General features: G+C 42.7%; 11 protein-coding genes and 1 pseudogene. 7 read left to right on the top strand and 5 right to left on the bottom strand.

What is annotated here, in order from left to right; translation table 11 throughout:
• Positions 1-20 precede the first annotated feature (20 nt).
• Positions 21-1,469: an MATE family efflux transporter gene (locus V202x_RS06035; RefSeq protein WP_145172150.1), complete on the bottom strand. Its 1,449-nt coding sequence runs from the start codon at positions 1,467-1,469 to the stop codon at positions 21-23.
• A gap of 445 nt (positions 1,470-1,914) precedes the next feature.
• Between V202x_RS06035 and V202x_RS06030 the strand changes: the two genes are divergently transcribed.
• From V202x_RS06030 to V202x_RS06020, 4 genes and pseudogenes are all read left to right on the top strand, one after another.
• Positions 1,915-3,936, top strand: a complete 2,022-nt coding sequence (locus V202x_RS06030; RefSeq protein ID WP_197993254.1) for an ABC transporter ATP-binding protein — start codon at positions 1,915-1,917, stop codon at positions 3,934-3,936.
• 183 nt (positions 3,937-4,119) lie between these two features.
• Complete coding sequence (locus V202x_RS06025) at positions 4,120-4,725, top strand: hypothetical protein (RefSeq protein ID WP_145172146.1); 606 nt, start codon at positions 4,120-4,122, stop codon at positions 4,723-4,725.
• A gap of 153 nt (positions 4,726-4,878) precedes the next feature.
• A pseudogene (locus V202x_RS28100) lies at positions 4,879-4,971 on the top strand (MJ0042-type zinc finger domain-containing protein); the annotation flags it as partial.
• 18 nt (positions 4,972-4,989) lie between these two features.
• Positions 4,990-7,695, top strand: a complete 2,706-nt coding sequence (locus V202x_RS06020; RefSeq protein WP_197993444.1) for an alpha/beta hydrolase family protein — start codon at positions 4,990-4,992, stop codon at positions 7,693-7,695.
• A 36-nt stretch (positions 7,696-7,731) separates the two neighbouring features.
• On the opposite strand, the gene V202x_RS06015 is transcribed toward V202x_RS06020, so the two are convergent.
• Positions 7,732-9,000, bottom strand: a complete 1,269-nt coding sequence (locus V202x_RS06015) for a hypothetical protein (protein ID WP_145172142.1) — start codon at positions 8,998-9,000, stop codon at positions 7,732-7,734.
• A gap of 381 nt (positions 9,001-9,381) precedes the next feature.
• On the opposite strand from V202x_RS06015, the gene V202x_RS06010 reads away from it, so the two are divergent.
• Positions 9,382-13,083 carry a glutamine synthetase adenylyltransferase gene (locus V202x_RS06010; protein ID WP_232098874.1) on the top strand — a complete coding sequence of 1,234 codons (3,702 nt, stop codon included), beginning with the start codon at positions 9,382-9,384 and terminating at the stop codon, positions 13,081-13,083.
• A 278-nt stretch (positions 13,084-13,361) separates the two neighbouring features.
• Positions 13,362-13,667 (top strand): hypothetical protein, encoded by a 306-nt coding sequence (locus V202x_RS06005; RefSeq protein WP_145172140.1) that lies wholly within the window; start codon positions 13,362-13,364, stop codon positions 13,665-13,667.
• A gap of 93 nt (positions 13,668-13,760) precedes the next feature.
• Here V202x_RS06005 and V202x_RS06000 read toward each other — a convergent pair whose 3' ends face one another.
• On the bottom strand, positions 13,761-15,086 hold the full coding sequence (locus V202x_RS06000; protein WP_197993253.1) for a sulfatase: 1,326 nt from the start codon (positions 15,084-15,086) through the stop codon (positions 13,761-13,763).
• A 574-nt stretch (positions 15,087-15,660) separates the two neighbouring features.
• Here V202x_RS06000 and V202x_RS05995 point away from each other — a divergent pair.
• Positions 15,661-16,029: a hypothetical protein gene (locus tag V202x_RS05995; RefSeq protein WP_145172138.1), complete on the top strand. Its 369-nt coding sequence runs from the start codon at positions 15,661-15,663 to the stop codon at positions 16,027-16,029.
• Positions 16,030-16,098: 69 nt separating this feature from the next.
• Here V202x_RS05995 and V202x_RS05990 read toward each other — a convergent pair whose 3' ends face one another.
• Positions 16,099-16,848 carry an endonuclease/exonuclease/phosphatase family protein gene (locus V202x_RS05990; protein WP_145172136.1) on the bottom strand — a complete coding sequence of 250 codons (750 nt, stop codon included), beginning with the start codon at positions 16,846-16,848 and terminating at the stop codon, positions 16,099-16,101.
• A gap of 13 nt (positions 16,849-16,861) precedes the next feature.
• Positions 16,862-17,647, bottom strand: coding sequence for a hypothetical protein (locus tag V202x_RS05985; protein WP_145172134.1), 786 nt, complete (start codon positions 17,645-17,647; stop codon positions 16,862-16,864).
• Positions 17,648-17,701: the final 54 nt, after the last annotated feature.

Genomic DNA, 17,701 nt, shown 5'->3' with positions numbered 1-17,701 from the left:
ATGACCAGACCATTAGACATTCAAGTTAATGCTTTTTGAGCTGGATGTTCTTTATCTTCAGAAATGGGGTCCGCAAAGTGATCTTCGATCACCCTCATCTTCTTCCAATGCCCTGCCTGAAATCGAATTAGATATCCCAGTCCCAGTACGCCTATATAAGAAGTACAAGCAGCCCAACTGTAAAATAGTTTTTCGTCTGAATACATCCAGATGAAAAATGTAGGAATGACCATGATTCCCCAGCCGGTCACAAGTGAATAATACAAGCAGAAGCGGGTATCTCCGGCTCCTCGAATTGCGGAACCAAAAATCACAGCCATCGCATCGAAAAATGAAAACAAAGCGGCAAATCGTAACAAGACAATGACCATCTTCTTGACTTCCAAAAACTCATCCGTGACCACTTTCGGTTCGTAAGGTCTTAGTAGTAACTCGGGTAACCCGACATAGATGACTGCGAAAAGCAACATATATGCCGCTGAAACCGCATAGGCTTTCCATGTCGTGGTCACCGCCAATTGAGGCCTGCGTTCACCAATTCTCGTCCCCACTAACGTCATCACAGCTGTCCCGACCCCCATCATGGGGATAAACGCTAAGGAGTTGAGATTAAAGGCAATAGTGGTAGCCGCCAGTTCGGTCTTTCCAATTCGACCAACTAATACGATGAATAATGTGAAACCAACGACATCGACAAAGTAGAGCATCCCATTCGGAAATCCATAGCGAATCAATCGTTTAAATAAGTCTTGATTCCAGCGACAATTATTAAATAACCCATATTCTTTTGCTTCATGATTTACAAAGATGATTACCGCGTAAAAAATGACCGTGCAAACATTTGCTAAAACAGTAGCAATGGCAGCTCCCTTGATTCCCATCTCGGGAATCGGGCCTGCACCAAAAATCAACCAGTAATCCAGAACGATGTTGACTGACACACTGGCCAGATTCACCCACATCACAACCATGGTCTTACTGCGTCCTGTATAAAAACAGGAAAGGACTGTTGAAACTAATGCAGGACCTGAAGCCAGACACAAGATGGAAAAATAATCGACTTCCAACTTCTGAACGGCTTCAACATGACCAATCCAATGGAAGAACGTTCCAGCAAATGGGATTCCCAGTAATAAAATCCCCCCCCAGATCAGAGCCATATACAACCCCTGCCAGACAGATTCCGAAACGCGCTGCTTCTGACCTGCTCCTTCATACTGAGCAACAAACGTATTTACATACGTTGCTTTGCCCATCGCAATCGACATAGCCGTCCATTGAATCATCCCTGCAGGCAATGCTGCAGCCACAGCGTCAGTAGACCACCAGGTTAAGAAAATCCGGTCCACCACATGCATAATGGAAAGTGAGCCGCAACTCAAAACCAGGGGAACAGCAACATTAGCCAATTCGCGCAGACTTCCTGGCCGCACAAGCGAATCTTGAGTATTGAGGGAAGGGTCTCCCATTACACTGATCCAATCAATGGTTTAAAGAAGCCCGAATACAATCGGAGGGATTGCAAAGAAGAAATACCGAAGCCGGGAATTTAAGCTTGCAGCATATCACATTCCGCAGGAAATACCTCTCCCATGACACATTCGATGAACAATTAGTTCGCAATAAAATAACAAATGATTCCAACGACAGGTTCGTAAAAAGTGCTCATATCAACACGTACCGAAATCTCGTCTGGACCTGAACCCCATTTCCTAGTTTAATTCGCGTTTTCCATCGCAAAACCACTCTGAAAGTGTACGCGAGAGGATTCGATACTGGAATGAGACAAAGACCATAAACCATTTATTAAAATAGACTTAACGCACACAATCTTCCTCAGATACCCGAGTAGACACTGTGAATCACATAACCAGAATCTTATCTTATGCATGGCCCTTCCGCAGACGTTTGGTCGTGTCTTTCTTTTTTGCCCTCCTGGTTGCCCTGTTATGGGGTGCCAATCTCTCCGTCACGTTCCTTGTTGTCAAAGTCTTGTTGCAGGGCGAAAGTCTAAGCGGTTACGTACAAAAAGAAATCAGCCTCACTGAAGAACTCATTCAGGAGAAACAAGACGCACTTAAAGATATCTCCCGTGCAATTCATTCACAAAATTTGGAGGCTCAACCAGACAACTCCGCAGAAGGCGAGATCACTCAAACAGATCTGGCAGCAGCACCGGTCAATCTGCTTAGTGACCAATCTCGGCAACAAAGAAAGCTAAGTAATGCCTCACGTAAGTTATTAGCCCTCAAGTGGATTCAATCTACAATTATCACGCGCATTCCAGACGACCAGTTTGATACGTTCGCACTCATTCTGGGACTTTTGTTACTGACAACCCTCGTTAAAGGTCTCTGTATTTTCACACAAGATGTATTGGTGGGGGGCGTCGTAGAATTAGTGACGATGTCAGTCCGAAAGGAATGCTTTCGCAAAGTTCTTGATTTGGATTATCAAAGCATATCCGATGAGGGAACCGCCTCGCTCATGTCACGCTTCACGTTTGATATGCAACAACTCTCTCAAGGTTTGACATTGATGGGAGGAAAAATCATTCGGGAACCTCTCAAAGCGCTGGCCTGTATGATCTTCGCCTTTATGGTCAACTGGCGTTTGACACTTCTTTCATTTGTATTTGCTCCCCTGATCGCAATTGTCTTCTATAAAATTGGAAAGACCTTGAAACATGCTAGCCAGAAAATGATGGAAAGCATGTCTCGGATCTATAAAACGCTTGAGGAGTCCTTTGAAAGTTCAAAAGTGATCATCGCGTTTAACGGCGCCCGAAAACACCGCAGTCGGTTTCATCATGAGAATAAAGAGTATTTCAAAAAAGCATTAAGTATTGTCCGCATTGATTCATTAACGAGCCCGACAACAGAAATGTTGGGATTGATGGCTATTTTTATAGCCTTAATTCCCGGTTCCTATCTTGTATTGCGTGGCAAAACCGAGATCTGGGGGATTCAACTGGCTTCGGCCCCCATGGATATTGCGACTCTCTCAATGATGTACGCTTTGCTCGCTGGAATCTCTGATCCTGCTCGAAAAATGTCATCGGTCTATTCAAAACTGAAAAAAACCATTGCTGCTGCGGAACGCATCTTCTCGGTCATTGACCGCGAAACACTGGTAAAGGAAGCTGATGCACCTCAACGTTTTCCTCAGAAACTGGAATCGGTCCATTTCAAAAAGATCGACTTCACTTATGCACAACGTAAAGAGTCGACAAGAAATAATGAACCGATCCTCGATGGTGTGAATCTGGAAATTTCCGCGGGAGAAGTCGTACTGGTTGTCGGTGAAAACGGTTCTGGAAAATCGACGTTAGTCAACTTGCTGCCTCGCTTTTATGATCCCGATAAGGGCAGTGTTTTTATTAACGAAATTGACGCCCGTGATATTCGGTTAAGGGATCTTAGAAACCATATCGGTGTCGTCTCACAGGAAACGATGTTGTTTGATGATTCCATTCTGGAAAATATTCGTTACGGTCGGCCAAATGCAACACGTCTTGAAATAGAAGCTGTTGCCAGAAAAGCGCATGTATTACAGTTCGCCGAGCAGCTTCCCGGTGGTTTGCAATATGATGTCGGTGAACGAGGACAGGAATTATCAGGTGGGCAAAGGCAACGCATTGCTTTGGCACGTGCGATTCTACGAAATCCTGAAATTCTGATTCTCGATGAAGCAACATCAGCCATTGACTCACAAAGTGAAATTCTGATTCACAAAGCGTTAAAAGAATTCGCCCCCGGGCGAACCGTATTCATCATTACACACTCTGTCGGTCAAAGCCTGCTTGAATTCGCAACACGAATTGTTGTGATGGATTCCGGGAAAGTAGTTGCCACTGGTCCTCATCACACTCTCGTAGAAACCTGTCCTCAATATCAAAATCTGTTGAGCGCACAAGTTCGACAACGCTCTGCCTAGAGATCCACTTGAAGGGAGAGAGAAGTTTTAGTCTTCATTCCCTGCTGTCGTTTCGTATAGAGAAATTAGATTGAAGTTCTCGACTCTATAGTCTTTAAAAGGTATCATGATCTTAACGTAAAATGACGCTACTTATTTCATAACCTGTCTTCCCTTACACTCTTATAGAAACAGGAAATAAAAATGCTCAAATCAACACTCTCCGCTTTTCTGATTATCCTTTTTGTTGTCTGCTGGATAAGAATTGACTCATTTTTCCCACCCGAAGCACATGCCGATACACAAACATCACCAAGTGACAGCAATGAACAGGATCGAAGGTTTCTTGAGCAATATCATGAAAAGCAATTTGATCTGGAAGATCGACTTCATAAAGCAAGACAAGCAAAAAATGAACGAGAAGTTGAAAAGGCAGAACGACAATTACAAAAACTCCACCGACAAATTCGTGAACACCACCGCGATCACTCTCATGATGCACATCGAGACCGAGAGCAGCAGATTGATCAACACAAACATCGCATCCAGAAAATGCATCTCGCAGCGGAGCACTTAGAAGAGGCAGGCTTGAGCAAACTGGCAGATCAGGTACATCGACAAGCCAAACAGCAGGAAATCCATCTGCGAGAACAGATTGAACGTGCAATGCACCATGAACATAGATCGATTTCACATCACGAAACACACGAATTACTGCATCAGTTAAGAAATGAAGTTCGAGAATTGAAAATCGAAGTACAGGAGCTCAAAGAAGTTATTTCGGATAGATCTTCAGATTCCGAAGAGTGAACTGGGACTTCAACTCAGTCATTTTTTTAAATAAATTGAGTAAAAACCACCATTTGCAACGTATATAAACATATCGTAAAATAGTTGCTTTATGCCTCAATTCCTTTGTTTTGATGACTGAGCTGAAACTCCACAACTTCGAAAACTCCATCTATGACAAATCCATTTTCGATTAAATGCCCGCATTGCACTGCGTCTTTTAAAATTAAAAATAAGTCTGCTTTTGGAAAAAAGGTGAAATGCCCTAAGTGTGAGGCTCCTTTTGTGATTCAAAAGCAATCCTCAGATCAATCAACACGTCCCAAGACAAAATTAAAAAAAGTAATCCCGGAAGAGAATTTCTTTGAGGACGAATCAAACTCGTCTATTGACATGTTCAATGACGATTTTGAGGACTGGGAAGATGACTTGAGTGGCGGTTCCGTAGTCAAACCAGGTGCGAAAAAAAAGAACAAAACACCAAAGAAGAAAAAGAAATCGCCATCTGATTATTCTTTAAAAAAGTATGGATTGACTCCCTTTATCGCTGTTACGTCTATAGGATTAATCCTGTTAAACCTGTTTCTCTTTCTGATGCAGAGCCATTTTTTAATGTTGGCTTTTATGCTGACATGTATTGTTGCTATTGGCTATGTCTTTGCTGGTGGTCTGGGGTTACTGATCGAAGCCGGCAAAGAAAGTGGCACCGAACTAATTCTCTGCCTGATTGTTCCTCTATACAACGTGTATTTTGCAATCTCCCGTATTGAACAAACCAAGCAGTCACTGGCAACGTTTGTGACAGGAGCATTCTTATTGCTCATTTCTTTCACCCTGACATTTGGAAGCTTAATTAGTATTTCCTCAAGCCGAAGTCCCAGTTTTACTGCTCCCGATGCTGCCGAATTCAATGAAACCTCTCAATCTAGTCCAACATCGATTAGCGACATCAACAGTCAACTAAGTAGTGACTCTCGAGGCCAATTTCCCAAGACCAGGCAACCAAACTCTCCGACTCGTTCTTCAAATCAAACACAGCGCTCCAAATTCGATCTATCTCAGATAAAACCAATGTTAATGAGTTGGCCAGCAGAAGGCGCCTCAGGCTTTAGCGTTTATAGAGAGAGAAAAACAGCGTCTATCGGCAAAGTCTATGAGGCACAAAATTCGAGAAGCTTCGAAGGAGAATCTCCAGCTGGTGCCAATATGAAATTCAGGGTATATCTGCCACCAGATATTAATCCGGCATCACCGGTCCCTTGTATTCTAGTGCCTCCAGCCGGATCAAATCTGCTTACTGGAATGGAGATCGACCCTCCAGATTTAATACCAAACCCGGAACACGAACCCTACCTCAAAGCCGGATTCGCTGTGATTACCTTTTCTCTGGACGGCCACTTGTGGAGACGTGAACAATCGACAAATTTCGAAGTAAAAAACGCTCATAGCGATTTCAGGAAAAGTAAAGCAGGACTGGTTAATTGTGTACACGCGTTTTTGGAAACTCAGGCTGTAATTCCGGGAATTGATAAAAACAACGTCTTTATCGCAGGTCATAGTTCAGCGGGAACACTCTCGCTGTTATTCGCAGAGCATTACCCTCAAATCAAAGGCTGTCTGGCTTATGCCGCTTCAGTTGATCTTAAAAAATCTATGGCAGAATATCTGCCTACAATAAAAGCGGTCATTCCAGATGTGGAAGACTTCCTCAGACTCAGTTCACCTCAATCGCATATTAGTAATCTTACCTGCCCCGTATTTATATTTCATTCACGTGAAGATCCTGTTACGTCTTTTACAAATTCACAGAATTTTGCCTCACAATTAAAAACACAAGGAACTGAAGTCGAATTCGTAGCAGGAAATGGTAACGATCACTACCAGACCATGATTGACGAAGGTCTTCCAAAGGGAATTGAATGGATTAAAAAACAAATCGCAAAGTCGAGCTCCTCACAGACTGATACACAAATGGCTGCCAGCAAAGGACAGAACCAAACAGCCCTTCAAAATGCAAAAAATCTGATCGATGTCACCAGACGAAAAGCCACTTTTAAAGTAAACGGTTTTGATGAATTCTATGAAAAAACACTGAAAGAGAAGCCTGACTTTTGGAAAAGTTCAATTGTCGACAAGATTCAGCTTGGACTAGGAGAAATTGTTCCCGGTCATGCAAGAGGCTCAGCGAATCTGAATCTGGAACAGATGACTCTTAGTTTTGAGTTTACTGGGGACCTGCCTTCAGATATTCCCCAAAAATTTGCAGATAACATCTTTGCCAAATCCATCATATTGGCTGAAGAAGCCCCTAAAATTGAAGAAGCCAGTAGTAATCCTAACTCTCGAATCATGGATTCTAATTATCTTACGTTTCGCATCAGAACATTAAATCGTCTCAGGTTCAACAAAAACTCTTCGCCTAAAGTCGCGGAAGTCAATCTTCAACAAATTAATCGCTATGTTCCTAATTCATTGATCATCAATTATGCTGACAAGTGGATCTATATCAAGTTGAAAGGTTTAGGAGATAAATCTGAAGTCGAACGAGCAGCAGTCAATGCATTCTCGACTGCTGGCCTATTTGTGTCTCCTAAAAAATTTGACCTTTCTCCAGCAGACCTAGCAATGCATCGGGCTTCAAACTCCCCAAACACCGCATCAGGAAAGAGGACGACAGAAAAGACTTCTACGAACGATCCGCAATCAGATAAGAAACAGAAATACGTGATTCACTATGGTGTTTACAGCGGCAAGTCCATCAAAGAATCTGTCAAACGAAGTTTAAAAGGATTTGTGTGGGTAGATCAGAAATCGATTCAGTTCAATCCCGATGCCAAAGAAATTTCATTTATCAACAGGAGTCCTGTGGATGATGGTGCACTGGAACGCGCATTAACGCGCAATAAATTTTACCAGCTCAATATCACTAAAGAGGCAATTCCGGAAGTAGAACCAACACCAAAGAAAGAAGAAACGAAAGCCGGGACGTAAGAAACTCGTTTTTCTTAGTTCACCTTCACCCTCTGATCAGGATGTTCCTACAATCTGGGAAATGTCGATCAGATGCAATTGTCGTCCTTCATTCTTGTGTGGGCTATCGATGCACACATAACGTGAGTCGGGGCTGAATCGAGGGTGTGTATCAACGCGCCATTCACCGGTATAAACTTTCGGCGAGGGAAAATGCCCGAGATCAATTCGCTTGCCTTTTTCCACATGATACAAGTGGGGTGTCTGAATGCGATCTTTTCCTTTAGGATAGGTATCGTTCAAGATCCACTCGTTGCCGGGGAGATAAGTTAAATGTCCGCCGCTATCGAGAACCCCTTTTCCGATTTCCTCAAGTTTAGATTGAGTGACATCACGCACCAGAAAATCACCCCAGGAACGACTCTCGGGAGTTGCTTTGGACTGAGCAAGAATATGAGAGGGATCTCGCCAGATAAAATGCGAAACAAAGCCATTGTCGATCACAACTCGTACATCACTACCATCAGGTCTGGCAGTAATCATCCGGGAGAGTCGTTTTCCATTCGGATACTGCCAACGGTGCAGAGTAATAAATCGAGAACCATCGGGGCTGAAGAGTAAATGGTTAAAATAATGTTTGATGCCCTTTTGCTGTTTCGGAATGGTCCCCATTCTGGAAATCTCATCTAAAGAAAGAATCATTTTCGTTTTTCCCGTTTCAAGATCGACATGAAAAATCCCGGAATCCTTGGGAGCCAGATCTTTAAAATGAGGATCAGGAAAACCGGGATAGCCATAACCGGGGCGCACATCCTGAATTCTGCGAAAATCAGGAGTCACCGCAGTCTTGCCATCAGGGCTTACCGAATAAATGGGCGAAGGTATGGTACGCCCCTTGCCCGATTTGACATCCAGAATACGACTGACAAACTGACCATCTTCACGATCATTCCATATTATTTCGGAATCAGAGCCAGGTAACCATTGCAGCATGCATCCCTGCTGCCAGGCCCAGGCGGAGGATTCTCCCAGTTCAATCCAGCGGTCTTGATCCTGTAGATCAACCATCCCGATTTTGATGACATCATCTGCCCTTGGTGAGCGATGTTCGAATGCGACTTCCATTCCCAGCACATAACGGCTACTCGGATCAAACTGTAACTTATCATAATACCCAAACCAGTGGTGGCGTGGTCCCCTGGTGATGACACGCGTTGGTGGGAACTTGGCAGCTTTTGCAAATGCAGGATGAGACAGAGCAACTGCTCCTACACCACTTAGTAATTGAGCTAAAAAATCGCGACGATCGTATTGTAGGTTATGCATGACTCGGTTTCTCGGTAGTAAGAATGACACAATTTGAAAAGAACCTGCCGACTCTTCTCTTTCTTGATTCCAGAGTAGAAAAATGATAATGGAAAATCAACCAGTAATTGCTATGAGGTCATCAACGACTCAAATTGATCCTTGAAGAGAGTTTTACTCGTCTTCATCAGGAGCCATTAATGAGTCATTTCTTCGAATCTGAAAACAGGTCTGTTATAATTTAACAGCATTCTGTGGTACTCAGCTTGATTATTCTGATTCCGCGAATATAACAAGATACGGGCAAACTTATTTCTTTGGGTACTCTCTCAAAACAGAAGCCCCTTATTAATCAGATACCTGAATGCACTGGTATTAACACAAGCAGGCTCAACAAACCTCATGAACAAACCCCTCATTCCCGACAATCCAGCAAAACTACTAGACTCAAACGTGCCCATTACTGATGTAGACGTGCAGAACATTCTTTCCGAAATTGGTTTTACAGACCAGGAACGAGCACTGATCCGCTTAAGGGAAATGTGCTCAACTGATCGCATTCGCACAGAATTAAAACTGATCCTCCCTACTCTCTTGCAATCTCTTTCTGATGCAGCCACTCCCGATGGTTCATTAATTAACTTTGAACGTTTTGTCAACAGTGTCTCCAATCCGGAAGCAATGCTCAGCTTTCTGACAGAAAATCCGCGTGCTGTCGAAATACTGGTAAAGTTATTTGTGGGTAGTCAGTTTTTATCAGAAATCCTTTTAAAAAATCCGGATTATCTGGAGCGACTGACCAGTTACAATCGCATTGCTGAGTTTAAGAGCCAACAGCAGTTCTATTCAGAAGCAATGACTGCGGTGCGATTGGAATCCAAATCAACGGCAGAAAAATTCGATGTACTCCGACGGTTCCAACGCTGGGAACTGTTGCGAATTGGAGCCTGTGACACATTTGGTTTGATGGATCTGAAAAACATCACTGTTCAACTCTCTTTGCTCGCCGACGGTTTGGTCCAAACCTGCCTGACAATTATTTCAGAAGAACTGGAGTTGCCAGTAGATGATTTTGCAGTCCTGGCGTTTGGGAAGCTGGGAGGCGAAGAGTTAAATTATAGCTCGGATATTGATCTCGTATTTATTGCAGGAGCGAACTCGACTCAATACTGGCAACTGGGGCAGCGTCTCATTAAATCACTGATGGAATCAACGTCTGAAGGATTTCTGTATCGTGTGGATATGCGTTTGCGTCCCTGGGGTCGATCAGGTGCCCTCGTCACGACAGTTGATGCTTATGTTGATTACTTTGCTAAACATGGACGTCTCTGGGAAAAACAGGCGATGTTAAAAGCACGCATCATTGCTGGAAATCAGAAACTGGGTATTGAATTCTTTCGTCGGATTGAACCACAAATCTATAACTGTGATCAGGAAGCGGTTAGAAAAAATGTACTGGAGATGAAACAACGTATTGAGAAAGAACTCAAAAAGAAGGGGAAAAACTGGGGCGAAGTCAAATCCGGAAAAGGATCAATCCGGGATGTCGAGTTTACCACTCAATATTTGCAAATGTCCAATGGTGCAGATTATCCTGCTGTTCGCAGTATCAATACGTTAGATGGCCTCGTAAGACTGGTTGATCATGGATTAATTCAAGCAGATGAATATCAACACTTAACCAGCGGTTATGTGTTTTTCCGAAAAATCGAGCACGCTCTTCAGTTGATGCATTATAACCAGGAACACCTTATGCCAACTGATGAACGCGAACTGGCATACCTCGCCCGACGACTCGATTTTCGTGATGGTCAACAACTGGTTCAATTCTATGAACAGCATCGCAAAGCAGTGAGAAAAATATACAAAAAATACATCTATGACCCAGTTGTACCCCACTCAGAAAATGACTCGGCTGACTCAGAACAAGAAAACCATCTGATCGAAATGATGTCTGCTTCCTATTCTAAAGTGTTTAACGAAATAGAAATCGAAAAACACAGTAAGATGGCCAAGAAACTGGGTGATTCCAACATAGTAGAAATTGAAACGGAAAACTTACCTGAGTCACAGATCCGACTCACGATGGTTGGATTTGATCAAATTGGAGACTTATCTTTAATTTGCGGTCTTCTGTTTGTATATGGTTTTGATATTCAAAAAGGCCATCTGTTTACGAATCAGAAAGTCAGATCCGTTGTGGCCTCACAAGGTAGATCCGCAAAAGTCTCTGAAAAATCGAAAAACCCTCGTAAGTTTGTCATTGTACTTGACGTCAAATCACCAGCCGTAGCTACAGAGCCAACCGTTTGGGTAAACTATAAAAATGATTTATCGGAACTGTTAAATAAAGTTGAGTCGGGAAAAAAACGAGAAGCAGTAGGTGAACTCGCAAAGCGGGTCGCAGGTGCGTTACGCGATCTATCACATGCCAGCCAGGTTCTTTATCCCGTCGAGATTGAATTAGATAATGAGTCAGACAGCAGATACACCATTTTACGAATTCAATCCGAAGACACCATTGGATTCCTTTACGAACTCACCAATGCACTTTCCATGAGCGGTTTCGACATTGTGCGAATGGTCATTGATTCAGAGGGGGCGAAAGTCAGTGACTTACTTTACGTAACTGATGAAAAAGGAGAGAAAATTAACTCAGAGGAACAACAACAGGGCTTACGAGCCGCTGTCGTGTTAATCAAACATTTCACTCACTTATTACCACGATCTCCCAATCCGGAATCTGCCTTATTACATTTTAGAGAATTTCTGGAACAGCTTTTCAAGCAACCGAACTGGGTCGAAGAAATCTCGTCACTCGAACGTACGAGCGTTCTCAGTGCGTTAGCAAAACTGCTCGGTGTAAGTGATTTTCTATGGGAAGATTTTCTGCGATTGCAACATTCTAATCTGTTCCCGGTTGTGGCCAATGTGGAAGAATTACAAAATCGCCTCTCCATAGAAGATCTGAGAGCCGAACTTGCCAGTGAATTGGAACAAGCAAATTCCCGCGAAGAGCTATCGGAAAAATTGAACGCCTTCAAAGATCGGGCAATGTTGCGCAAGGATATGAGACATATTTTAGGTCACATTTCTGAATTTGGGCAATTTTCCGAAGAACTGACAGACGTAGCAGAAGTTGTTGTTCAGGGAGCTTATGAAATCTGTGATCAACAACTCCAAGAACGATATGGAATTCCCAACTTAGAATCAGGCGAACCCTGTTCCCTTTCTATTTGTGCTTTAGGAAAATGTGGAGGTCGTGAGCTCGGCTTTGCTTCAGATATCGAACTCATGTTTATCTATGAAGGCTCCGGTCAAACAACAGGCCCCGAGGTGATTACTAATAATGAATTCTATCTAAAACTAGTCGAAAAGTTCACCAAGATGATTAAAGCACGTAGCGAAGGAATTTTTCAAATTGACCTGCGACTTCGTCCTTACGGACAAGCCGGTAGCTTGGCCGTTTCTGCGGAAGCATTTCAGAGTTATTTTTCCTATGGAGGGGCAAGCTGGCCGTATGAGCGACAGGCTCTCGTTAAGTTGCGTCCAATTGCAGCTGACGAAGAATTCGGAAATCGTGTCGTTAGAATGCGTGATGCAATCCTGTATTCAGGAAAACCATTTGATGTAGCGGCTATGTTGGCCATGCGCGAAAAGCAGATCCAACAATTGGTAAAAGGGGGCACAATCAACGCTAAACTCGGCGATGGAGGCCTTGTCGATTGCGAATATCTCATTCAGGGGCTGCAAATCACCTATGGACACCGTAATCCGATGCTACGCACAACGAATACATTGGAAGGGATTACGGCTTTAAAGGAACTGGGATTAATCAGCCCGGATGATTTTCAAAACTTACGTAACGCCTATATCTTTTTACGTAGATTAATTGATGCACTGAGGATGGTGAGAGGAAATGCAAAAGACTTAACAGTCCCCCCTCAAGACCAAGAAGAATTTGAATTTCTTGCTCGTAGACTGGGCTATGGTTCTCACACAGATAAATTGCAGGAAGAGATCACTTCGACTATGGACCGTGTTCGTGACTTCAGTCGCTTATTAGAGCCAATCAAAGCCATGACCATCCGCACAAATGGCTAAGATTCAAGACGACTCTGGTAATCCAATTCAGCGCGTCAATTTCCGGATTTCGTAGATTTTTGCCGATCGCGGTCAAAGTCTATCTTCTTTTTGATGTCACATTTATCAATTTGATTTCACATTCTTTTGTAGTCGTAAATCTAATACAACCCGCAAACCTTACCCAATAAAGCACTTAAACCTTTTTCTGTTCAATTGGCACAATCGATGCTTTTATCACTCTTTAGCAGCGGCCAAGAATTAAGACAATTTGGTAATTTCTTTTAAGGAACAGAAAGATGAAAAAATTATTGATCGTATGCGTCGCCGTAGCAGGATTCACATTGGTTGGAAATACTTCCACAGCAGATGCGGGTGTCAGGTTCAACGTTCAGTTTGGTCATGGATTTGGCGGATATTATGGTAACCGTAATTGCTTTAACCGACCGTATTACTATGGAAGGCGACACTCGTTCTGGCATGATACCAGTCACTATGATTACCGTCCCGGTGGATTCTACCGACATGGAAACCATTTCCACTATCAGCCCGGGCGTTACTATTTTCACCGAACCGGACACTGGGATACGATTCACCACCATTGAGTTCAACATCCCTGTTCTTTGAGAGTGGTTGAATGAACAAAGGCAGGTCTGGAAGAGCAGACCTGCCTTTTACTCTGTTCACTGATAACAACTCTATTTTTCAGAACCATCCCACCATGCATTGGTTAGCTTCAATAACTGATGCGCCTTCTCAGGATACTCAGTTGCGAGGTTCTTTTTCTCAAAAGGATCTTTCGAAAGATTAAATAACTCCACTTTCTCGTTTGCGAGTCGAGGTCCGGGAATAATGGCCTTCCAATTTCCTTCAATACACCAACGATACTTGAGACTCGAAGCGGGATCATCAATGTCTACCATATCATGCTCATAAATATCGCCGAAGATGGCTTTTCGCTGTGTTTTCCCTCCATGCTCCATTACCTTTAACAGGTCAATTCCTTGCATCGACTTAGTTGGTTTCAGACCGACTGCATATAACAAAGTCGGTACGATATCAATACTGCTGACGAGTGTGTCATATTCAGCCGGCTTTATTTTTTCAGGCCAGCGAAACATAATTGGAGTTCGAATTCCTCCGTCATAGGGACTGCGTTTTGATTTGGGTGCATATCGAAACCTGCGTTTCATTTTTTTTCGTTCCTGATTGGACTCAGGAACATATTGAATCCAGCCATTATCGGTCACATAAACGACAATCGTATTTTGGGAAAGCCCTTTTTGATCAAGATAATCTAATAGCTGTCCACAAGTCTCATCAAACCATTCACACATCGCGTAATAATAGGATAGTTCAATCGGTAGCTCAGAATTACGATATTTATCCAATAATCGCTTAGGTGGATTATGGGGAGTGTGAGGCAAAAAAGGAGCGTACCATAAGTAAAAGGGATCTTTTCCACATTGATCAATAAACTCAAAAACAGGAGCCATCCCCTCTCGGCCAACTTTAAGTCCTAGATCTCCGTGTCTTCCTCCCCGTTTGGGATCGCCATGAGTCATGGCAGACGTAAAACCGGCTAGCTCCGGTTTACCTTCCCACCATTTTCCCGATTGGAAGCTCTGATAGCCTAGCTTTCCTAACATCGCAGGCAAACAATCTACACTCTGCACATGTTTTAACAACTTCTGTCGGTTCATTCCCTTAGGCGGATCGTTTCCTGTAATTTTATGTTGGTAAGGGTATAAGCCAGTCACAAGAGTCATCAGGCTGGGTCGACACAAGCTAGTAGGAACGTAGCCTCTTTTAAATACGGCACTTTCTGATGCCAATTTATCTAAGTTAGGAGAGTGTATGACTTCATGCCCCATAAACCGATAATCGTTCCATGCCTGATCGTCAGAGATAATCATCACAATATTTGGATGATCGGCCTTCGATTCTGCCCTTACAACATGGCGCGAACTTGTTAAGCATAAAAAAAGAATCAGTAATGTTGTTGACTTCCTCAATAAATTCACATTTCACTCCTCTGGTCTGAAGCAAGAAGACTTGTTTTAGTAACAAAATCCTCGCAATATTTTCCAAGTTCATCATCAAGTTTTGAGAGTACATTATTGATGTGGGGAAAAGCAGAATTATTTTCAAATAATTCTTTAAATCACCCAACACAAGGCATTATAATAACGTAACAGATTGCAGCAGAAATACATACTTACGCAAACCACATTCAATTCATCCCACCAAGTACTTCACTAAGGCCAATATTCCAAACAACTTACAGGAAAATGTGCAATTGAACATCAAGGTGAATCTGCACAAATTTTCTTCCTGTAATTTCATAAACAGTTAGATAACCAGAGGTGGCTTATTTGAGATTATTTTTCATATTTGTCATTCTTGATTCGAGTACCTTGGAAGCGTTGACAGCATAGAAACGGATAATTCTAATGTAGTTAGAACCATAGAGGTTTTGTGGTTCAAAAGTTGAGTTTTTTTAATCGGGGCAACCACATCTTGATGCCTCAGGTTGGCTCTAACCTGAGTATCAGAAGTTAGATGTCACTTACTTTTTGGAAGAAGATGAGGAAATTTATGCGGAACATAATTAACATTAAAACGGCTTTATTATTTGGCTTTGCTGTAGCAGGTTTATCTCTGATCTACACATCGAATGAAGTTGAAGCACGACCTAATTTTAAAAAGATCTGGGCTGAAACCTATCCAGATTCTAAGATGCTGGTCGCTAAGAAATGTGGTGTTTGCCATCCTGGAAAAACCAAAAAAGAGAAAAATGCTTATGCACAAGCAGTTGGTAAAGGTCTGGGAAAGCGGAAGCAAACTGACAAAGAGATCATTGTAAAGGCATTGAAAGCTGCTGAAAATATGCCAAGCCCCGTTGAAGGGAAAACATTCGGCGATTTCATCAAAGCGGATGAGCAACCACCGTCGAAAAAAGGATAGACTGAGAGAATTCAACACTTCAAATCGAATTGTTGAATCTTCACTGACAGGTTCAAAGCAGGGCATTGATCAATGCCCTGCTTTTTTTATAAAGTCTTTTGCGTGATGGTTTAAATGAAAATCGACCACCAGCGGTAAATGGTCTGAAGCTTCTCTTGAAAGTTTCGAGCGAGACAGCTTCACATTTCTCACACCGATCTCTCCACGAATAAATGCCTTATCCAAAGTACCAACGGGCATATAGGCAGGAAACGAACGAAATTTTGAAGGGGGATGGGTGACTTCCTGAAAATCATGTTGCGAAAATTGTGCTTTCGCTAATGTGTTCCTCCAGTCATTTGTATCACCAACTACGACAGTCGGATAGCCATTCCCTTCCTCAAACAACCGATGTGTCAACAAATGGTTAATCTGCCAGTGCCTTTCTTTCTCAGCTAGTCCCAAGTGGAAATTGACTAATTGAAATGCACCTTCCGGGGAATCAACAATCGCAATTTGTGCACCGCGCGATTTACGCCTTTTCATAGTCAGAGAGATCTGATGTTGAGAAATAAAGGGCCAACGTGAAAGGATTAAATTTCCATAGCCACCGGTCTTCAGTTTTACATTTAACTGGAAGAGAGACTCTGTCATATTGAAATACTCAGCAAAAATTTTAGGCTGATTATTAAACCGGGAGCGTTTTACATTTCGATCTACTTCATGTAAACAAATGATGTCAGGATTCTCTGATTCAATCACACTCAGAACTCGTTCCAAGCGATAACGCCGGTCTCTTCCACCAATTCCCTTATGAATATTATAGCTTAATAAACGCATGCTCGATTCGCTTTTATTTTCCTGCGAACATTTGCGGAGTGACTTTGATCACGCCCAGATCATTTTTACCAGGTGCGATCTTCATCTTAATTCGTCCCCGCTTCCATTCATCCTTCGCAACAAGATACCCTGCTTTTTCTTGCCATAGTTGAAATTCCCAGTCACCCACAGGCAAATTCTTAATGAAGAATAAACCAGACTTATCTGTCGTTGTAAAATAAGGATGGTTGAGGGCAACCAGCCACCCTTCCTGCCAGGGATGAATACTGCAACTCATGCGCAAAGGGAGCTTTTCACCATATTCAAAACGATGCGTCATTTTTTCACCAGGAGGTAATACCTGATTAAGGCTGTGGTTTCGATAAGCCTTCACTTGGAAACCGTGTGCACAAAGATCCTGATTCGTTGCCACTAATTGCTGTTTTTTTACCCAAAGCCCCGATACGTGTGGTTGAAAAATACACCCCTTGTTTTGAATCGTGACTTTCTCAGGTAATTTATGGTAGCTTGAGTGGATTTGTGCATCGTTCAGCTTTGAAGCCCTTAAATAGATAAAAATGTTCTTGACCCCGCCATTTTTACCAATGACCAATGATTGATCTACGATCTGATCACTGAACTGGCCACAAATTTCTTGGTCTCGACTAATATCGAGTTTTTGAGGCTTCGTCGGTTTACCTGTATAGAGAAATTGCCCTGTCAGTGTCCCCCATTCTGCGGCCTGGATTGGTTGAATAATCAACAGAATCAGCCCCAAGTATAATAGACACTGATTGAAATTTGATTCACGTCGATTCAAAATTATCGTCTCCCGGAAGCCTGTAGCTTTAAAATAATCCTTCAGTAAAATCTG

Origin of the sequence: Gimesia aquarii, assembly GCF_007748175.1 — a bacterium.
GTDB classification, from domain to species: Bacteria; Planctomycetota; Planctomycetia; order Planctomycetales; family Planctomycetaceae; genus Gimesia; species Gimesia aquarii_A.
The sequence above is the reverse complement of the archived record's forward strand: the minus strand, read 5'-3'. Positions and strand labels throughout refer to the sequence as shown.